Source organism: Flavobacterium sp. NKUCC04_CG (genome assembly GCF_019345525.1).
In the GTDB taxonomy this organism is placed as follows: Bacteria; Bacteroidota; Bacteroidia; order Flavobacteriales; family Flavobacteriaceae; genus Flavobacterium.
On sequence record NZ_JAHKRA010000024.1, the window covers coordinates 1 to 18,317 of the forward strand.

Annotated in this window: 17 protein-coding genes and 2 tRNA genes; 11 read left to right on the plus strand and 8 right to left on the minus strand. The window is 35.7% G+C overall.

Features of this window, described 5'->3' with window-relative positions; translation table 11 throughout:
- Window positions 1–183: 183 nt before the first annotated feature.
- From KO524_RS14220 to KO524_RS14235, 4 genes are all read right to left on the minus strand, one after another.
- Window positions 184–267, minus strand: a tRNA-Tyr gene (locus tag KO524_RS14220).
- Window positions 268–766: 499 nt separating this feature from the next.
- Window positions 767–850: transfer RNA gene (locus KO524_RS14225), tRNA-Tyr, on the minus strand.
- 153 nt (window positions 851–1,003) lie between these two features.
- Window positions 1,004–1,822, minus strand: a complete 819-nt coding sequence (gene kdsA / locus KO524_RS14230) for a 3-deoxy-8-phosphooctulonate synthase (RefSeq protein WP_219294930.1) — start codon at window positions 1,820–1,822, stop codon at window positions 1,004–1,006.
- A 40-nt stretch (window positions 1,823–1,862) separates the two neighbouring features.
- Window positions 1,863–2,351, minus strand: coding sequence for a DUF4199 domain-containing protein (locus tag KO524_RS14235; protein ID WP_219294899.1), 489 nt, complete (start codon window positions 2,349–2,351; stop codon window positions 1,863–1,865).
- A gap of 161 nt (window positions 2,352–2,512) precedes the next feature.
- Between KO524_RS14235 and KO524_RS14240 the strand changes: the two genes are divergently transcribed.
- The 4 genes from KO524_RS14240 to KO524_RS14255 all read left to right on the plus strand — a co-directional run bounded on the left by KO524_RS14240 (window position 2,513) and on the right by KO524_RS14255 (window position 6,861).
- Window positions 2,513–3,001, plus strand: coding sequence for a histidine phosphatase family protein (locus KO524_RS14240; RefSeq protein WP_219294900.1), 489 nt, complete (start codon window positions 2,513–2,515; stop codon window positions 2,999–3,001).
- A complete protein-coding gene (gene ppk1, locus KO524_RS14245) occupies window positions 2,998–5,091 on the plus strand; it encodes a polyphosphate kinase 1 (protein WP_219294901.1) in 2,094 nt (697 codons plus the stop codon). The genes KO524_RS14240 and ppk1 overlap by 4 nt, the downstream gene beginning before the upstream one ends.
- Before the next feature lie 4 nt (window positions 5,092–5,095).
- On the plus strand, window positions 5,096–6,007 hold the full coding sequence (locus KO524_RS14250; protein WP_219294902.1) for a Ppx/GppA phosphatase family protein: 912 nt from the start codon (window positions 5,096–5,098) through the stop codon (window positions 6,005–6,007).
- A gap of 89 nt (window positions 6,008–6,096) precedes the next feature.
- A complete protein-coding gene (locus tag KO524_RS14255) occupies window positions 6,097–6,861 on the plus strand; it encodes a TIGR02757 family protein (RefSeq protein WP_219294931.1) in 765 nt (254 codons plus the stop codon).
- A 45-nt stretch (window positions 6,862–6,906) separates the two neighbouring features.
- Here the strand turns inward: KO524_RS14255 and KO524_RS14260 are convergent, their stop codons facing one another.
- The gene (locus KO524_RS14260; protein WP_219294903.1) at window positions 6,907–8,049 is read right to left on the minus strand and encodes a DEAD/DEAH box helicase; all 1,143 of its coding nucleotides are present in this window, start codon (window positions 8,047–8,049) and stop codon (window positions 6,907–6,909) included.
- Between the two features lie 130 nt (window positions 8,050–8,179).
- Between KO524_RS14260 and gltS the strand changes: the two genes are divergently transcribed.
- Window positions 8,180–9,376, plus strand: a complete 1,197-nt coding sequence (gene gltS, locus KO524_RS14265; protein WP_219294904.1) for a sodium/glutamate symporter — start codon at window positions 8,180–8,182, stop codon at window positions 9,374–9,376.
- A 69-nt stretch (window positions 9,377–9,445) separates the two neighbouring features.
- Here gltS and KO524_RS14270 read toward each other — a convergent pair whose 3' ends face one another.
- The gene (locus KO524_RS14270; RefSeq protein WP_219294905.1) at window positions 9,446–10,132 is read right to left on the minus strand and encodes an ABC transporter ATP-binding protein; all 687 of its coding nucleotides are present in this window, start codon (window positions 10,130–10,132) and stop codon (window positions 9,446–9,448) included.
- Between the two features lie 412 nt (window positions 10,133–10,544).
- Here KO524_RS14270 and KO524_RS14275 point away from each other — a divergent pair, with 412 nt between their 5' ends.
- The 6 genes from KO524_RS14275 to KO524_RS14300 all read left to right on the plus strand — a co-directional run bounded on the left by KO524_RS14275 (window position 10,545) and on the right by KO524_RS14300 (window position 16,470).
- The gene (locus KO524_RS14275; protein ID WP_219294906.1) at window positions 10,545–11,015 is read left to right on the plus strand and encodes a hypothetical protein; all 471 of its coding nucleotides are present in this window, start codon (window positions 10,545–10,547) and stop codon (window positions 11,013–11,015) included.
- A 134-nt stretch (window positions 11,016–11,149) separates the two neighbouring features.
- Entirely contained in the window at window positions 11,150–11,884 is a 735-nt protein-coding gene (locus tag KO524_RS14280) for a T9SS type A sorting domain-containing protein (RefSeq protein ID WP_219294907.1), read from the plus strand.
- 15 nt (window positions 11,885–11,899) lie between these two features.
- The gene (locus tag KO524_RS14285) at window positions 11,900–12,637 is read left to right on the plus strand and encodes a T9SS type A sorting domain-containing protein (RefSeq protein ID WP_219294908.1); all 738 of its coding nucleotides are present in this window, start codon (window positions 11,900–11,902) and stop codon (window positions 12,635–12,637) included.
- 12 nt (window positions 12,638–12,649) lie between these two features.
- Window positions 12,650–15,286 carry a S8/S53 family peptidase gene (locus KO524_RS14290; RefSeq protein WP_219294909.1) on the plus strand — a complete coding sequence of 879 codons (2,637 nt, stop codon included), beginning with the start codon at window positions 12,650–12,652 and terminating at the stop codon, window positions 15,284–15,286.
- A 281-nt stretch (window positions 15,287–15,567) separates the two neighbouring features.
- On the plus strand, window positions 15,568–16,116 hold the full coding sequence (msrA, locus tag KO524_RS14295) for a peptide-methionine (S)-S-oxide reductase MsrA (protein ID WP_219294932.1): 549 nt from the start codon (window positions 15,568–15,570) through the stop codon (window positions 16,114–16,116).
- 51 nt (window positions 16,117–16,167) lie between these two features.
- Window positions 16,168–16,470 (plus strand): hypothetical protein, encoded by a 303-nt coding sequence (locus KO524_RS14300; protein WP_219294910.1) that lies wholly within the window; start codon window positions 16,168–16,170, stop codon window positions 16,468–16,470.
- 83 nt (window positions 16,471–16,553) lie between these two features.
- Here the strand turns inward: KO524_RS14300 and KO524_RS14305 are convergent, their stop codons facing one another.
- Window positions 16,554–17,618, minus strand: a complete 1,065-nt coding sequence (locus tag KO524_RS14305; protein ID WP_219294911.1) for a nucleoid-associated protein — start codon at window positions 17,616–17,618, stop codon at window positions 16,554–16,556.
- Between the two features lie 72 nt (window positions 17,619–17,690).
- Window positions 17,691–18,239, minus strand: a complete 549-nt coding sequence (locus KO524_RS14310) for a plasmid pRiA4b ORF-3 family protein (RefSeq protein ID WP_219294912.1) — start codon at window positions 18,237–18,239, stop codon at window positions 17,691–17,693.
- Between the last annotated feature and the right edge of the window lie 78 nt (window positions 18,240–18,317).

Genomic DNA, 18,317 nt, shown 5'->3' on the forward strand with positions numbered 1-18,317 from the left:
TATCTGCGTATCTGCGTATCTGCGTATCTGCGTATCTGCGTATCTGCGTATCTGCGTATCTGCGTATCTGCGTATCTGCGTATCTGCGTATCTGCGTATCTGCGTATCTGCGTATCTGCGTATCTGCAAACAAAAAAAAACTATTGTAAAAAAAAAAACAGACCAAGAAAAACTTGATCTGTTTGGTGGGGAGAGTAGGATTCGAACCTACGAAGGTTTCCCAACGGATTTACAGTCCGTCCTCGTTGGCCGCTTGAGTATCTCCCCAGTAAGCGACTCGCCTATGTTTTTCAACGGTGCAAATATACAGTAGTTTTTGTAATCTGCAAGTGTTTAGGGCTGATATAATCTGATTTTTTTATTTTTTTTAGTGGGTGTTTTTGTAAATATTAAGAAAATCAGTCTATTAGCGATTTGGAGTTGATTTTCTTTTTATAATTTAAAGTGCCTGAATAGTATGTCCGGTTCTTTTACGAGTATTGCGATACAATAGCTGTAGGTTTTATAGCGGAAGGCGATAGGGTTTATTGAGAGTAAGTCTTAGGGCTTATTTAATCAAAAACCGAAGTAATGGTATTGTTGCAGAAAAAAGCTTTGTAATGTCCTGTAATTCTGATGATGTGATTTGTGTGTTGTTGAAAAGAGTGAGACGGACTGACAAACAGTATTTATAGAAATAAATAGTTTTACTGTGGTCTCGCTTGAACGTACAGCAGCCGGTTGTATATGGAGCAAAAAAAAACAGACCAAGAAAACTTGATCTGTTTGGTGGGGAGAGTAGGATTCGAACCTACGAAGGTTTCCCAACGGATTTACAGTCCGTCCTCGTTGGCCGCTTGAGTATCTCCCCAGTAAGCGACTCGCCTATGTCTTTCAACGGTGCAAATATAGCGTACTTTTTCGATTCTACAAGGGTTACAAAGATTTTTTTATAAATAGTTTTCGATTTTAAGATAACTATTTGATTACTAAATTTGTAAGAAAAATCTTTTTTTTAACCGTTTTAGAATTGAATTATGGTTTGTCTAATTGCAACCAGTTTTTTCATTAAATCTTCGAAATAATCTAAATGAAGCATGTTGGCTCCGTCACTTTTTGCATGAGCTGGATCAAAATGGGTTTCTATAAATATTCCGTCAACCCCGACAGCTATACCAGCTTTGGCTACAGTTTCAATTAAATCGGGTCTTCCACCAGTAACTCCTGAGGATTGATTGGGTTGTTGTAGGGAGTGGGTAATGTCTAAAACGGTCGTTGCGTATTGTTGCATAGTTGGAATTCCGCGGTAATCAACAATCATATCTTGGTAGCCAAACATGGTTCCACGATCGGTAATCATCACGTTCTCGTTGGCGCAATCCAGTACTTTTTGAACGGCGTGTTTCATGCTTTCAGGACTCATGAATTGCCCTTTTTTCAAATTGATGGTCTTTCCCGTTTTTGCTGCGGCTACAACCAAATCGGTTTGACGCACTAAAAAGGCAGGAATCTGTAAAATATCGACATATGCTGCTGCCATAGCGGCATCAGCATTTTCGTGTATATCCGTTACCGTAGGTACGTTAAATGCTTGACCAACCTTTTGTATGATCTTAAGGGCTTTTTCGTCTCCAATTCCAGTAAAACTGTCGATTCTAGAACGATTGGCTTTTTTAAATGAACCTTTAAAAACAAAAGGAATCTTTAGGTCGTCGGTAATTCGAACAAGGCGTTCAGCTATTTTAAAAGCCATTTCTTCACTTTCTATGGCACAAGGACCTGCAAGTAAAAAAAAGTTACCACTATCTGTATTCTTTATTAAGGGGATGTTGTTGATATCCATTATAGGTGTGTTTTGTACTATCAAAGATAGTGATTTTGAATTATTTTTTTAGACTTTTAGTCTGAATAAAATACGCTACTGCAGCAGCGGTTACTACACCTAAAGAAAGGTTATTGTAAGCCCCTTGTTTTAGGTAGTTGTCAAAGGAAAAGTAGGTGGAGGCTGTTTCTACAGACATACTGCCTTTTGCGCTGATAACAGCAATTAACTTAGTAAAGAAATCTGGCGATATTTGAGTATAAGTTATATATTGTACTAATGGAAAAAAAATAGTAATCATTAAAGTAAGGATAATTCCTGAAATAAAAGCTTGTTTCCAAGTGATGATCGAGTTAAAAAAGTTCTTTTTCTTTTCTTTTAACGCCATGATGAATACGGCAATTAAAACCAAGGAGAACAGGTTGGTAAACAAAACTTGTGTGCCGATCTTTTCGTCGTGATAGCCCAAGGTTTTTTCTAAATACATCCAAGCTATGGCTAAAACGGTACTGATCGCAGCCCATTTGAATTCAATGGAGTAGTTTTTCATGATGATTTCTTTTAAAAAACAAAATTAAGCTAATTATCTCGTTATAAAAAAATAATGTTCTATTGTGTATTTAAAGGAAAATTGATTATATTTAAAGGAATAAAAAAGCAAAATAGACTTCGAATTAGCATTATACTTAAATAAAACTTAAAATTATAGAAATGATGAAATTAATTTTAATAAGACATGCCAAATCCAGTTGGAATACCCCCGTTCAGGATTTCGATAGACCGCTGTCTAAAAAGGGAATAAATGATGCGCATAATGTTTCAGATAGATTAGTACAAAATTTACCAAAAACTTCGATTATTTGGACAAGTCCGGCAAAAAGAGCTAGAGAAACGGCCCTTATTTTTGCACAAAACTTTTTAATTCCGTTGGAATCGGTAATTCAGAAAAGCGGACTATACACTTTTGAGGCTGCAGAATTGGAAAAAATCATAAAAAGTTGTGAAAACAGCCATTCTAACCTAATTCTTTTCGGGCACAATGATGCTATAACGAAATTTGTTAATAAATTTGGAGACCTTTCGATTGAAAATGTCCCAACCAGTGGTGTTGTTGAAATTGATTTTGACAATGATTCTTGGAATCAAATCTCGAAAGGTAAAATTGTGCAAACTATTTTTCCAAGAGATTTACAAGTATGAGTCCAAAGCCAATAAAATTTAGATATTTAGATCGTGAAAAAAGCTGGTTAGCTTTTAATGAAAGAGTGTTGCAAGAAGCTGGTGATCCTTCGGTTCCTCTGTTGGATCGGCTTCGTTTTTTGGGGATTTTCTCCAATAATTTAGATGAATTTTTTAGAGTTCGCTACGCGGCTGTACGCCGCTTTACCTTAACTGGAAATGCGCATAAAAAGCTAGAAAGTGGTATAACTGCTCAAGATTTAATTGCGCAAATCACAAAAATTGTAATTAATCAACAAACCGAGAGTTTGCGTATCCTAAAGGAAATCGAAGACAAATTACAGCACCATGGAATTTTTGTGTTAGATGAAACGCAAATCAATAAACCGCAGCAAAACTTTGTAAAGGAATTTTTCCTCCATCAAGTAAGCCCCGATTTGGTAACAATTATATTAAATGATTTGGCTGAGTTTCCACTTTTAAAGGACACGTCGGGTTATTTAGCTGTAAAATTGGTGATGAAACAACCATCGGAAATCAATCCCCTTAAAAAGGAGATTCGTTATGCTATCGTTGAAATTCCCAATACCATTAATCGGTTTGTCGAGTTGCCCTCACAGGATAATCAAAAGAATATCATATTATTAGATGATATTATTCGCTATAATTTGCATCATATCTTTAGTATATTTAATTATGAGAGCATTTCCGCTCACATGATTAAAATCACTAGAGATGCCGAATTGGATTTTGATACCGATTTACACAAGTCCTTTGTCGAAAAGATATGGACCAGCGTTCGCGATCGTCGCGATGGCGAATTGGTGCGTTTTGTATATGATCAATCGATGGACAACGATACTTTGGTCTTTTTATTAGGTCGGGTTAAAATCGAAGCTATCGACAGTATTATTCCCGGAGGACGTTATCACAATAGAAGGGATTATATGAATTTCCCAACGTTAGGACGAAACGATTTGATTTCGCAAAACGATGCTCCATTACCCGTACCGGGTTTGAGTTTTGAAGGAAGTGTACTCGACGAAATTCAACGTCGTGATTTTATGATTCACACCCCTTATCAATCGTTTTCGTATATCGTTCGGTTTTTACGTGAAGCTGCACTAGATCCGAGAGTGTTGTCGATTAAAATTACTTTATATCGATTGGCAAAGAACTCACAAGTGATTAGTTCCTTGATTAATGCTGCCAAAAATGGAAAAAAAGTAACGGTTCAGATTGAATTGCAAGCGCGTTTCGACGAGGTGAGTAATATTTACTATGCCGAATTGATGCAAACCGAGGGAATCGAATTGATTTTTGGAGTAAGAGGACTAAAAGTACATTCTAAAATCTGCGTTATCGAGCGTATGGAGAACAAAAAAGTGAAACGTTATGGGTTTATATCAACGGGCAATTTTAATGAAAGCACCGCTAAAATATATACCGATGTAACTTTATTGACTAGCCATTCGCAAATACTAAAAGATGTTTCAAAGATTTTTGACTTTTTACAAGTTAGTTATCGCGTACATAAATACAAACACTTATTGGTATCGCCACATTATACGCGTTCCAAATTTTATAAATTAATAGAGAGAGAAACCAGAAACGCTCAATTGGGTAAGGAAGCTTATATCAAATTAAAGATGAACAGTTTATCGGATATTAAAATGATTGATAGACTGTATGAAGCGAGTAATGCAGGGGTGAAAATTCAATTGATTATTCGAGGAATTTGTTGTCTGATACCGGGTATTCCCGGTATGAGTGATAATATTGAAGCAATCAGTATAGTTGATAAATATTTGGAGCATTCTCGGGTATATGTATTTGGAAATGAAGGAAACCCAGATGTTTTTATATCATCGGCTGATTTTATGACCCGAAACCTGGATGATCGTGTCGAAGTCACTTGTCCGATTTATGATGTTCACATTAAAAAAGAATTGTTAGATACCTTTGCGATCGGATGGAAAGGCAATATAAAAGCGCGTATACACTCGGAAGATTTATCCAACGAATACCGTCATGAGGGTGAAGCTGCTTTTCAGGCTCAAACCCAAACCTATAGATATTTTAGAGACCAATTAGATGTAAATTTAGATTAGTGCTATGCTAAAAATAAAGAGATACGCAGCCATTGACATCGGTTCCAATGCCATGCGCTTATTGATTATGAATATTATTGAAGAAGAAGGCAAACCAACTATTTTTAGTAAGAGTTCTTTAATTCGTGTTCCGATTCGTTTAGGGCAGGATGCCTTTACGGTAGGGGAGATTTCTGAAGAGAATATTTCGCGTATGCTCGATGCGATGAAGGCGTTTAAATTGTTGATGCGCGTCTATAAAGTAGAGCGTTTTATGGCTTGTGCTACTTCGGCTATGAGGGAGGCCTATAACAGTCAGGATATCGTTGATTTGATATTGGAAGAAACTGGAATTAAGATTGTTGTAATCGATGGCAAAAAAGAAGCGAGTATCATTGCATCTTCCGACTTAAAGCAATACATCACTTCTGAAAAAACGGTGCTTTATGTCGATGTTGGTGGCGGAAGTACAGAGTTTACTTTGTTTACCAATGGCAAAGCATCGGTATCCAAATCATTTAAAAATGGAACGGTTCGTTTAATCAATAATATGGTGACGGATTCCGTATGGAATGAAATTGAAAAATGGTTAAAAATTCAAACGGAACAGCACAAAGATATTTTGCTCATAGGTTCGGGTGGGAATATCAATAAGATTTTTAAAATGTCGCGCAAAGCACAAGACAAACCCTTGGGTTATTTGTATTTGACGACACAATTGAACTTGTTAAAGGCATTGACTTACGAGCAACGTATTGCTACTTTAGGATTAAATCCCGATAGGGCCGATGTAATCATTCCGGCATTAAAGATTTATGTCAATGCGATGAAATGGAGTGGTGCTAAACAGATTTTTGTACCCAAAATCGGCTTGTCTGATGGGGTTGTAAAAGCGATATATTATAACAGCATTCCATTGGATTATCAAGATATATAAATGCTAATTGTATAGATTGCTATAATTCTGTATGATGTGATAATAAAATAGTATTCGTTCCATGGCTAAAATTAAAATCACTAATGTTTATACCTAAAAATGAATTAAAAGATTTTCTAGATTCCAAAGTGCTTCAATACAATACTGTTGATTTTATAGAACCCGATCCAATCAGTGTTCCGCATCGTTATTCGATTAAGGAAGATATTGAAATTGCGGGATTTCTCGCCTCAACGATCGCTTGGGGCAATCGTACAATGATCACGAAAAACGGGCATCGTATGATGGATTTGTTGGGTAATTCACCTTATGATTTTGTAATGAATCACGATGAATGGCAGCTCGAGCGCTTAGAAGGGTTTGTACACAGAACTTTTAACGCTACAGATTTCCGATATTTTATAAAGGCTTTACAGCATATTTATACACATCACGGCGGTTTAGAAAAGGTTTTTACTACACATCAAACTGCGGATTCACTGCAACCCGCTATCGTGGCTTTGCACGAAATATTTTTTGAAATTGAGCATGAAAGTCGAACTCGGAAGCATGTGGCCAATCCGGCAAAAGGCTCTGTGGCCAAGCGCATTAATATGTGCTTACGTTGGTTTGTTAGACAGGATAGTACGGGTGTTGATTTGGGAATATGGAAAGATATAAGTTCTTCAAAATTATCGTGTCCCTTAGATGTACATTCTGGTAATGTTGCTCGGAAATTGGGGTTATTAGACCGTAAACAAAACGATGGAAAAGCTTTGTTGGAATTGGATACGAGTTTGAGAAATTTGGATAAGAAGGATCCCGTAAAATATGATTTTGCCCTATTTGGACTGGGAATATTTGAGGGGTTTTAATAAGATTTATAGGCGGATTCACAATTCTGCGAATCCGCCTATAAATTACAATCCTTTAAGATTGATGGAATCCGTCTCGATTATTTCGACTTGGCGACCCATTTTCTTTTGAATGATTTTAAAATGATGTTCATCATCTGCTGTAATTAAAGAAATGGCTTTACCCAATTCGTTGGCACGACCAGTTCTTCCGATTCGGTGAACATAATCTAAAGGAGATCGCGGCAATTCGTAGTTGATTACATAAGGTAAGCCCTCGATGTGAATACCACGACCAATTAAATCCGTAGCAATTAAAACATCAGCATCACCTACTTTAAAGTCGGCCAGGTTGTCCATACGCGCACCTTGCGATTTTTTTCCGTGAACAGCTAAAGCATTAATACCGTTTTTCTTTAATTTTTCAACTAAGTTTTCAGCTGTTCGCGTTGACGAAACAAAAACCAAAACCGGTGAAATATGTTGTTCTTTTATCAGGTATCGTAAAAATGGACCCTTGTTTTCTGCGGCCACTCTATAAGCAATTTGTTCAATTGACTCCAGCTCCAAGGCTTCTTCTTTAACTTCAATTACTTCTGGAGTGATTCCTAAGGTTTTTTTAATTTGTGCTACTTTATCGTTTAAGGTAGCAGAGAACATAACCGTTTGTTTTTTTGCAGGAACCATGGCTAAAATACGATTCATTTCATCCTCAAATCCCAATTGAAACATTTTATCAGCTTCATCGATAATCAAGTATTCCAATTCCGAAATAGACAAGGCATTTTGATCAATCAAGTCCAACAAACGACCCGGTGTTGCAATTAAGATTTCTGTACCGTAAATATTTTTCATCTGTGGATTTATAGACACCCCTCCGTAAACTGCCATACACTGTACTGGACGGCGGAGTGCAACTTGTAAATCCTGGTAGGTTTTTTCTATCTGTACGGCTAATTCGCGAGTAGGTACTAAAACCAATACCTTTACATTTCGACTTTTGTCGTAATTTTGATGTTGAATATTTTGCAACAAAGGAGCTACAAAACACAGTGTTTTTCCCGATCCCGTTTTAGCTATTCCCATGACATCTTTACCTTTAAGGATAAGTGGAATGGTTTGCGTTTGTATAGCAAATGGCTTTAGTAACCCTAAATTATTAATCGCTTTACTCAGATGAGACGATAATCCTAATGATTGAAATGACATAAATTTATTTAAGTCGCAAAGGTACAGTATTCTCGTGAATTAATAAACCTATAACTTGTAACGCGATTTCAATTTTTTTATGTATATTTTTGCTGTGTTAAAAAATTTTATAAATTTAGATTCTCCTCTTATGATATTTGATATTTTTCAAACGCTAACCTTCGCCTGTCTGGTGCTTTTATTGGGGTTTTTTATTGTACAAAAAGTAAAGTTCTTTCAAAATTATAACATACCCGAACCCGTGGTTGGTGGCTTTTTTGTAGCCATCTTACTTTTCTTAATTTATTATTATACCGGGTTTAGCTTTGAGTTTGAAACGAGCTTGCAAACCGCTATGATGTTGTTTTTCTTTTCATCTATAGGTTTAAGTGCCGATTTTGCAAGACTAAAAAAAGGAGGGAAGCCCTTGGTGATTTTCGTTATTTTGACCGGAAGTTTTATTTTTTTACAAAATGTTTTTGGTATTACTATGGCCAATATAGTCGGATTGGATTCGAGTTATGGACTCATTGCAGGATCGATTACATTGACTGGCGGACACGGTACTGGTGCCGCTTGGGCACATGATTTAACCAAAACTTTTGGGGTAAGCGGTGCATCAGAATTGGCTTTGGCCTGTGCTACATATGGCTTGGTTATGGGTGGCGTTATCGGTGGACCAGTAGCAAAGTATCTACTTAAAAAGAATAAAATCAAACCTCAGGCAAATACCGAAGAGGATACGGTAACTGAGAATTTTGAAAACCCACTTTTTAAACGTAGAATCAATGTTCATAACATGATCGAAACCCTAACGATGTTTGCTATCTGTATTGCATTGGGGCAATTTTTATTTATGTATTTTAAAGGGACTTGGTTGGAATTACCCAATTTTGTTTGGTGTTTGTTTATAGGGGTAATCATTAGAAATATAATGGCACATTTTACAACCTATATTGTTAATGATCACGCGGTGGATGTTTTGGGAAATACCGGTTTATACCTATTTCTAACTATAGCATTAATGTCGTTACAACTGTGGCATTTGGCCGGATTGGCTACTCAGGTATTGATTGTTTTGCTAGCGCAGACGGCATTGATGATTGTCTTTGCTATATTCGTTACCTATCGCGTAATGGGCAGAGACTACGATGCAATTGTTTTAAGTGCAGGGCATTGTGGGTTTGGATTAGGAGCTACACCTACAGCCGTAGCCAATATGCAAGCCATTACAAGTAAATACGGTCCTTCCCACAAAGCCTTTTTAATAGTACCTATGGTAGGAGCCTTTTTTGTTGATATCATCAACAATGTTTTTATTAAACTGTTTGTCGCGTTTTTGTCCTAACCCAATATAATAACACTGAGCGAGCTTAAAAATAAAATGTATCAGTACTTATAGGAGATAAATTTTAGATTATTCCTCTCTTAAAGCGGTCGTACTTTGTTGTATAAGACCATCAACCATAACGAGCTTTCGGTCGGCCATATTGGCTAGTTCTTCATTGTGGGTTACGATAACAAAAGTTTGTCCAAACTCATCGCGCAGTTTAAAAAACAATTGATGCAAGTTTTCGGCGCTAAGGGTATCGAGATTTCCAGAAGGTTCATCGGCAAAAATTACTTCGGGCTTATTGATTAAAGCTCGGGCAACAGCTACGCGTTGTTGTTCTCCGCCAGAAAGCTCCGACGGGAAATGCTTTTCGCGGTGACTAATTCCCAAGTAATCGAGCAGTTTTCGAGCTTCTATCTCGGTTTCTTTTTTATCTTTTCCCGCAATAAATGCTGGAATACAGATGTTTTCCATAGCTGTAAACTCAGGTAAAAGCTGGTGAAATTGAAAAATAAATCCCAAATTGATATTGCGAAAGGCCGACAAATCTTTATCATTGAGTTGTAAGATATTCTGGCCGTTAATCACTAAACTAGTCGTTGCCGTAATAGTGGGTTTATCCAAAGTACCCAAAATTTGAAGCAAGGTGGTTTTACCAGCACCTGAAGCTCCTACTATGGATACAATCTCTCCTTTTTTAATATGTATATCAACTCCTTTTAAAACTTGCAATTGATCGTAATATTTTTCAATATGAGTTGCTTGAATCATCGGTTTACTTTTTATACAAAGTAACAATGTTTTTGTATAGAATAAAATATATCCTGAAATTTTTTAACCGCTATCCAATATTCTTTTTTGTATAATTATAGCCATTTTTAACAGTTTATATTTGTTAAATCATGTTATAGTATAGTATTAATTTATATATTTACATCAATATGGTTGTTTTTTATATTATAATTAAGTGTTATTTGATTTTTAATTCATATTTGATTATTAATATTTAAAAACTTTTTTAGCTCCGTTTGTCTTTCCAAAAAGAGAAACCATCGAATTGTTCGAGTTTAGAATTTTTCGAATCATTTCAAATGAACACTTTTAAGCGTTGAATAAAAGGCCTAATTCTCTTATTGAAAAGGGTAGCATCCTTTTATAAAACGTTTCAAAAAATGAAAAAATTATGAAAGAAAAATTAATTATAGCAGTGGTTATACTGTTACATTTCGGCTGCCAAAAGAAGGAATCAGCCAACAATTTACAAGCTTTAAATCCATATGAAATAGAATTTTCTCTCATCAGTAATGGGAATTTATTGGGTAACGGCTTAGAAGATATAGAGGCGGGTAGTATATGGATTACCGGTCTTACAGAGTGGCATGATTTACTGGAAAAAATGAATAGGCACAATCGCGTATCGGATGGTTTTATTGAAGATACCATAGATTTTTCGGCTTATGATGTTTTGGCTTCTTTTGATCAAATCAGACCCCATACGGGATTTGTAGTTTATATCGACAAACTAATCGAAGAGCAAAACAACAGAGTTGCACATATCGTTTTAAAAGAGAATAATAGGGGTTTTGAAGTGGTGTCGCAACCGTATTACTTAATCAAAATACCTAAAAGTAGCAAAACAGTCATGTTTCAGTAGGAGCTCTATTTTAAAGCGTATAGTGTTCAAGGCATTCGTTAAAGACGCTTCTATATCATAAAAATTATAAATCAATCGGGAGTTTTATTGACTTTCGAAATAAATTAGTTCAACCATGATAAAACACCAAACTTATGAAAACAAAATTATTTATTTTGGCTCTTATAGGAGCCTGTCAATTCGCGCTGGCTCAACCTGAGTTGTTAACAGACAACATATGGTATTTAGAGAAATTAATCGTTGATGATACAGTATATTATCCGCCATTAAATGACGAAAGCAATGTATATCCTTTTATCTTACAATTTGATTTAAAAAAACAATTCATGGTTGTAGGTTTCTGTAAAAATGGATTTAATTGGAGAGATATTGTTTTTTTAGACTCTAATAGTTTTACTATATATGAGTATACTTTTCTACCGATGACATATTGTTCTAATCTAGAGAATCTAGAGTTTTCAAATTTCCATGTTGATTTTTTTAGAGACAACACTTTATTACCGTTTACTTATACTTTGGTTGGTCCGAGTACTGATTTACAACAATTAATTATCGTTAGTGGCGACGGAAGTCAAGCCATCTACAACAGCCAACGCTTAAGTACTTCCCGCTTTGAAAAAAGCATTTTTAAAATTTTTCCCAATCCCGTTCGCGATCAATTGCAATTCGAATGGGATGCTGCGCAAACATTTTCTCCTCTTCAATTGGAAATCTACGATATAAGCGGAAAATTATGTCTTAAACAACTGCTGCCAACCGAGCAAAAGTCAATTCCATTACAAAATCTGAGTTCCGGCATGTATATCGTAAAAGTTAAAAACCAATCGGGAGTAGTGCTGGCTTCCGAAAAAATTCTAATTCAACCATGATAAAACACCAAGCTTATGAAAACAAAATTATTTATTTTGGCTCTTATAGGAGCCTGTCAATTCGCGCTGGCTCAACCTGAGTTGTTAACAGACAACATATGGTATTTAGAGAAATTAATCGTTGATGATACAGTATATTATCCGCCATTAAATGATGAAAGTAGTATACATCCTTTTATTTTGGATTTTGATTTAAAGGAACGAATGATGATTACAGGTTACTGTAGAAGTGATGTTTTCTGGACAGACATAGTTTTTTTAGAATTTAATCGTTTTAATGTGGATAACTATTCTTTTTTCCCCATGACCTATTGTTCTAATCGAGAGAATCTAGAGTTTTCAAATTTCCATATTGATTTTTTTAGAGACAACACTTTATTACCGTTTACTTATACTTTGGTTGGTCCGAGTACTGATTTACAACAATTAATTATCGTTAGTGGCGACGGAAGTCAAGCCATCTACAACAGCCAACGCTTAAGTACTTCCCGCTTTGAAAAAAGCACTTTCAAAATCTTCCCCAATCCCGTTCGTGACCAATTGCAATTCGAATGGGATGCTGCACAAACATTTTCTCCTCTTCAATTGGAAATCTACGATATAAGCGGAAAATTATGTCTTAAACAACAGCTGGTAACCGAGCAAAAGTCAATTCCGTTGCAAAATCTGAGTTCCGGCATGTATATCGTAAAAGTTAAAAACCAATCGGGAGTTTTACTGGCTTCTGAAAAAATACTAGTTCAACCAAGATAAAACACCAAACTTATGAAAACAGTTTATATATACTGGCTGTGTGTATTGTTCGGTATTCCCGTATCCGCACAGACCTTATCCAAATATTACCTGTTGCCAAAGCAGGAGTCAATTCTCGAACTAAACCCTAGTAAAGACGGTTTACTGAGCTTTAAAAACACGGCTTTTAACAATTTATTTAGTGGCGTTGTTATAAAAAAAGTAGAAGCCGCTTTTCCAGATATTAAAAATGATTATCTTAAAAAACTACATATACTCACCGTAGAAAATGATGCGGATTTGTTGTGGCGTTTACTTAAGAATCCTTGGTTAGAACATGCTGAACAAATCGAAGAGGCGCAATTGATGAGTTCATATCCCAACGATTATAGATTGCCGTATTCCTTTACCAATCACTATCTCGATTTGGTTCGAGCCCCATTTGCTTGGTCCATTACCAAGGGAAATCCTGATATACTTGTCGGCGTTGCAGATAGTTATTTTACGTTTAAACACGAAGAATTAAAGAATAAGATTGTTCGTGATCTTAATATAGGTCAAGTATATCAAAGTTACTATAGTCACGGTACGGAAGTAGCGGGCATCATCGCAGGAGAAACCAACAACCGTTTAGGAACCGCCAGTTTGGGTTACAACACCAAATTGATGGTCTATAGTGATGGTGTTCATTTGCAAGCAGTCGAGCGCCTGAGTCGCGAACCCGGAGTTAGAGTTATCAACATGAGTTGGAGTGACGGATTCAAAAGTTTATTTGAAGAGTCACTTTGCAATTATATTCGAGACTCTCTCAATATTGTATTAGTTGGATCAGCGGGTAATGGTTATAATGGTAATAATTGCAGAGGAATAGATAGTAATGGTTATTGTTATCCTGCTTCTTACGAAAGTGTTATAGGAGTAACTGGTACGGGTAGTCGATTTCCACGAGGTACCAATGATGCGCATTGGGGACGGTATAATTGGGAAGATGTAGCGGAATTATATATTGGAAATTCTCAAAGTACCATGACGGTTAATGATAAAGTAGATATCAGTGCGCCAGGCTACGATTTATTAAGAGCCACAAATACTTTAGGTACAATTGGATCTGTGGATACTTATGCCGATCACGGATCGGGGACTTCTACCTCGGCTCCTTTGGTTTCGGCAACTGCGGCTCTGATGTTTGCAGCTAATCCGAATTTAACGGCAAAACAAGTCAAAGAAATATTGATGGAAACAGCAGACAATATTTATGATATACCTGAAAATGCACCCTATAGAAGACGTTTGGGCGCAGGAAGACTTAATGCCTATAGAGCTGTTTTAAAAGCCAAATGTTTAGCAGAACCTTCAAATACGTTGGATTTGATGATACAGGATAGTCAAGATGATTATGGAGTAGAGCCCAATACAACTACAGAACATTTTTGGGAAAGTTCAGGTATATGGGTACGGAATCAGCGCGATGGAAAAAATATTCGAATCAACGAAAATCCGGAATACGATGCCAATGGTTACAGTTATGTGTATGTTAAAGTAGTCAATAAAAGTTGTGTACGATCGTCTGGTAACGATAAATTGCAATTGTATTGGTCAAAAGCATCCTCAAATTCGACTTGGCCTCAAAATTGGAATGGTAGCTTTTATCACGAAGGAGCATTAATGGGAAATCAAGTAGGCTTATTAACTATTCCCGTTTTAGAACCCGGAGAAGATGTTATATTAGAGTTTCCATGGCGGGTGCCCAATCCGGAACTTTATCCGAATGTAAATGAAAATGGACGTCGCTTCCCTTGGCATTTTTGCTTATTAGCTCGTATTGATTCACAGGCAGATCCAATGACTTATGAAGAGCGACCATACCTTACATTTAATGTACAATACAATAACAATATCGTGTGGAAAAATATTAGTGTTGTAAATTTACTTCCGAATTCGCCTGAATCCACTCGAGGAGCTACGATTGCTGTGGGAAATAGTTTTCGAAAAACCGACCAAATTAGTTTAGATTTTGAAGTTGTTCAAGAATCTATACGAACGTCTAACATTGACGAAATGGAAATACAAGTTATAATGGATGATGTTCTATTCCAAGCTTGGATAGATGGTGGAAAACAAAGTAAATATCTAAAACTTCTAGGAGATAAGAAGTTCTTAGTTCTAAATAATCAGGCTTCTTTGGGCCGGCTTTTGTTTAAAAATGAAAAACCAGTAGGTTTATTAACCTTATTGTTTAACCACAAATTGGAAGAAGCCATAGCAGCAGAGAACCCATTTCGTTATCGCGTAATACAACGGGATTTTATTACGAAGGAAATTATGGGTGGAGAGACCTATGAAATTAAAAAACCGATAAGCTTTAAACCAAATAATCTAATTAACGAAACAACGGTTGAGAACGCAGTCTCCATAAATAAAATCGTAGCAATCGCGCCTAACCCCACGACCGGAAATGTTTTAATTGGTTACGAGGCCAGTTCTTGTAGTCAACTTATCTTGGCTTTAGCGCCGCTATACGGTGTAAATGGAAATAGTTTTCAGATTTCACTAAATTCAGAGGAGAATCAATTGTCTTATGATGTTTCAAATTATTTACCAGGATTATATAAAGTGATGCTTTATTGTGATGGAACAGTGGTAGATACAAAAAGTTTATTAATAGAATGATATTTAAATTTATTATTTAAGTTCCACAAACTAGTAACTAAGCTCCAGATTATTTAGGTAATCTGGAGCTTTTTATTGTAAAAATAAATTGGTATAAAGGTATCGTTTCTTGATTTTTTCACATTTGTTTATCTGTTTTATAGTATAAAAACGATATATTTGATATATAAAAATGTATTGAAATGAACACATTCCTATATTGTTTTATTTCGATTGCCTTAGTAGCCTGTCAAAGTAAAACCGCGCTAACTGAAATCCCTAATACAAAAAAAGAAATTTCTATGAATGAATCTAACCCGAATAGCGAAGTTGCTATTTTTGCTGGTGGCTGTTTTTGGTGTACCGAAGCCATATTTACCTCTTTAAAAGGAGTGGAACGCGTATTGCCCGGTTATATTGGAGGTCAAAAAGAAAACCCAACTTACAAAGAAGTATGCACGGGTGAAACCGGACATGCCGAAGCGATCGAGGTAATATACAACCCGTCGGAAGTGAGTTATAACGAGTTATTGGAAATCTTTTTCGCTACACACGACCCCACTACTTTAAACCGCCAAGGAGCAGATGTGGGAACTCAATACCGCAGCGAAATCTTCTATACCAACGATATTCAAAAAGAAGATGCACAGGAATATTTAGACATTTTAGTCAATGAAAATGTATATGGCAAACCCGTAGTTACAAAAATATCTCCAGCTACAAAATTTTATGTAGCAGAAGATTATCACAAAAATTATTTTGAGAAAAACGGCAATGAGCAATACTGTAAAATGGTCGTTTCTCCCAAGGTAGCTAAATTTAAAAAAGAGTATGCTACCAAGCTAAAATAAATCTGGCATGGATATTGAAAAGTTAATTTATAGAACATCAAATGTTTACTTATGGATGACTTACAAATCAGATCAACAGCATCAGCTAAAAAGTATACCCAATTGGTTTGGAGTGTTTTTTTAGATGGGGTAGGATACGTATCGTATTTGATTCCTTTTTTAGGAGAAATTAGCGATGTGGTATGGGCGCCTATAGCTGGTTTACTTTTAGCACGTATGTATAAAGGAACCGTTGGTAAAGTAGGGGGAACTATCGCTTTTTTAGAAGAGTTAACACCTGGATTGGATTTTATACCCACTTTTACACTTACCTGGCTTTATGCCCATTATATACAAAAGAACAATTCTTTATAAATAAAAAAAACAGAGGCGAAAGCCTCTGTTTTTTTTATAAAATTCGCGAATAGGTTTATTAACCTATAGACTTATGTTCAAAATTATGATTTTTCTTCTTTGTTGAAGTAAACCAAATAATAGTACATCTGTTTTTCTTCATCCCAACCTTTCTCTATGAATTTCTCCGCGCTTTCCGGGTTGATAAAATCCAATTTGATTTGAATATTGGTATCTAAAGCAATGACGTTTTTGATCTTTTTACGAGCATCAGTCACGGCATTGTTTGCGATAGGAAAATTGGTGGTATCTTCGATACTGTATTTTTCTCCGCGGTCTACTTTGTAGTTTTTAAACTCCGAAATCAAATCGGGATTGTCAATAACTTCATTTAAAAAGTTTGTCTCTTCAAATTCGTCGTTTTTGGCAAAATAGTTTACGGAACGGTTCATAAACATCACCTCTTCTTTTTTATCTTCCGCAGGTAAAACGACGTCTTTAGCAAAATCTTGACAGAATTTTAAATACTTTTTAGTCATAAAGTTTTCATCTTGAAAAGCATCTACAGACAAAAAGTGCTCCAGCCAATAACGAGCATCGTAACGATTGCTATCGATGGTCAAGATTTTAAAACCTTCTTCTTTTTTATAATTGAAAATGATACAACCCTTGTCCAACTTGTTTAAGTTGATTCCCTGTTGCAGGATCATCTCTAAATTAGATCCTTTTTCTTCGAATTGAAGAAAATCGGCTTTAATCTCACTTTTAAAAATTCCAATGGCATCTACAATATTATTATCAATAGAAACATTGGTTAGGTAAGTAACATATACCTCACCATTTTTGATGTGTGGATGGTTGGATTGTTCATGTAGATGACGCGTAATCTTTTTGGCTACTTCCTGAACATTTTCGGCAGAAGGTGCACTAAAAAGCTCGTTGCTGTAATTGTACATTTCATTATATTCTAAATCGACATCATGAGCAAATTGAAAGTAGTTTTCTTCTTTTTCTCGAAAGGGTTTAAAGAAATACTCCTTTAATAGCGGAGCAATTTCATCGTTTAAATTATAAGGTTGTTCCGATAAAAAAATGGCTTCATTACGGCTTTTATTCCCAACGCGGTGAATGCTAAGCGTTTCAATGTGAGCATTGAATAGATTAATCATATAGAAAATAGTAAGGAGTAAGTAAAACTTACAATTGGTAAAAAATTAAATCATATTTTAGAAACGGGAATACTAGTTCCAGTTGTCTTCATAACCGAAATCTTCAAAACTGTCGTCTCCGTCAAAAAGGTCAAAATCTTCGTCGTCCATTTCATCATCAAATTCTCCAAACATATCTTGTTCAGATAGCGGCGCATTATCGAAATTTTTTAACATGGAATCAACGGGTAATTCCCCATGAGCGAATAACAAATCAGGATAGATAACACCCGTCTGTGGTTCTTCAATGGCTGCCAATTCTACGAAGAAAGTCCACATGTTTAAAAAGTCATACACATAGATGATTTTGTTGTTTTCCTGATTGAGAATCGCATTGATCTTATAAGTTGCCATGGTTTCTTGTTCTCCTGCAATCTCACCGGTATCAAATAACGGAATTTCTTCTTCTTGTTGCGCCCAATCTGCATCACAAGTGTAAAAGGAAGCAGCTTCCATACCGTCAAAACCAAATGCATTGACGATTGCATTGTGCAAATCTTCTAAAGAATCCTCTTCCAAAATGGCGATATCTCTAAATATATCTTCCTCTGTATCAAGTATTACTCTAAATTTATAAACCATAGTCTGTAGCTTTGTTAAAAGACAAAGGTAAACTTAATATCATTTTAAACGGAAAAATTAAAGTTTGTTTTTTCATTT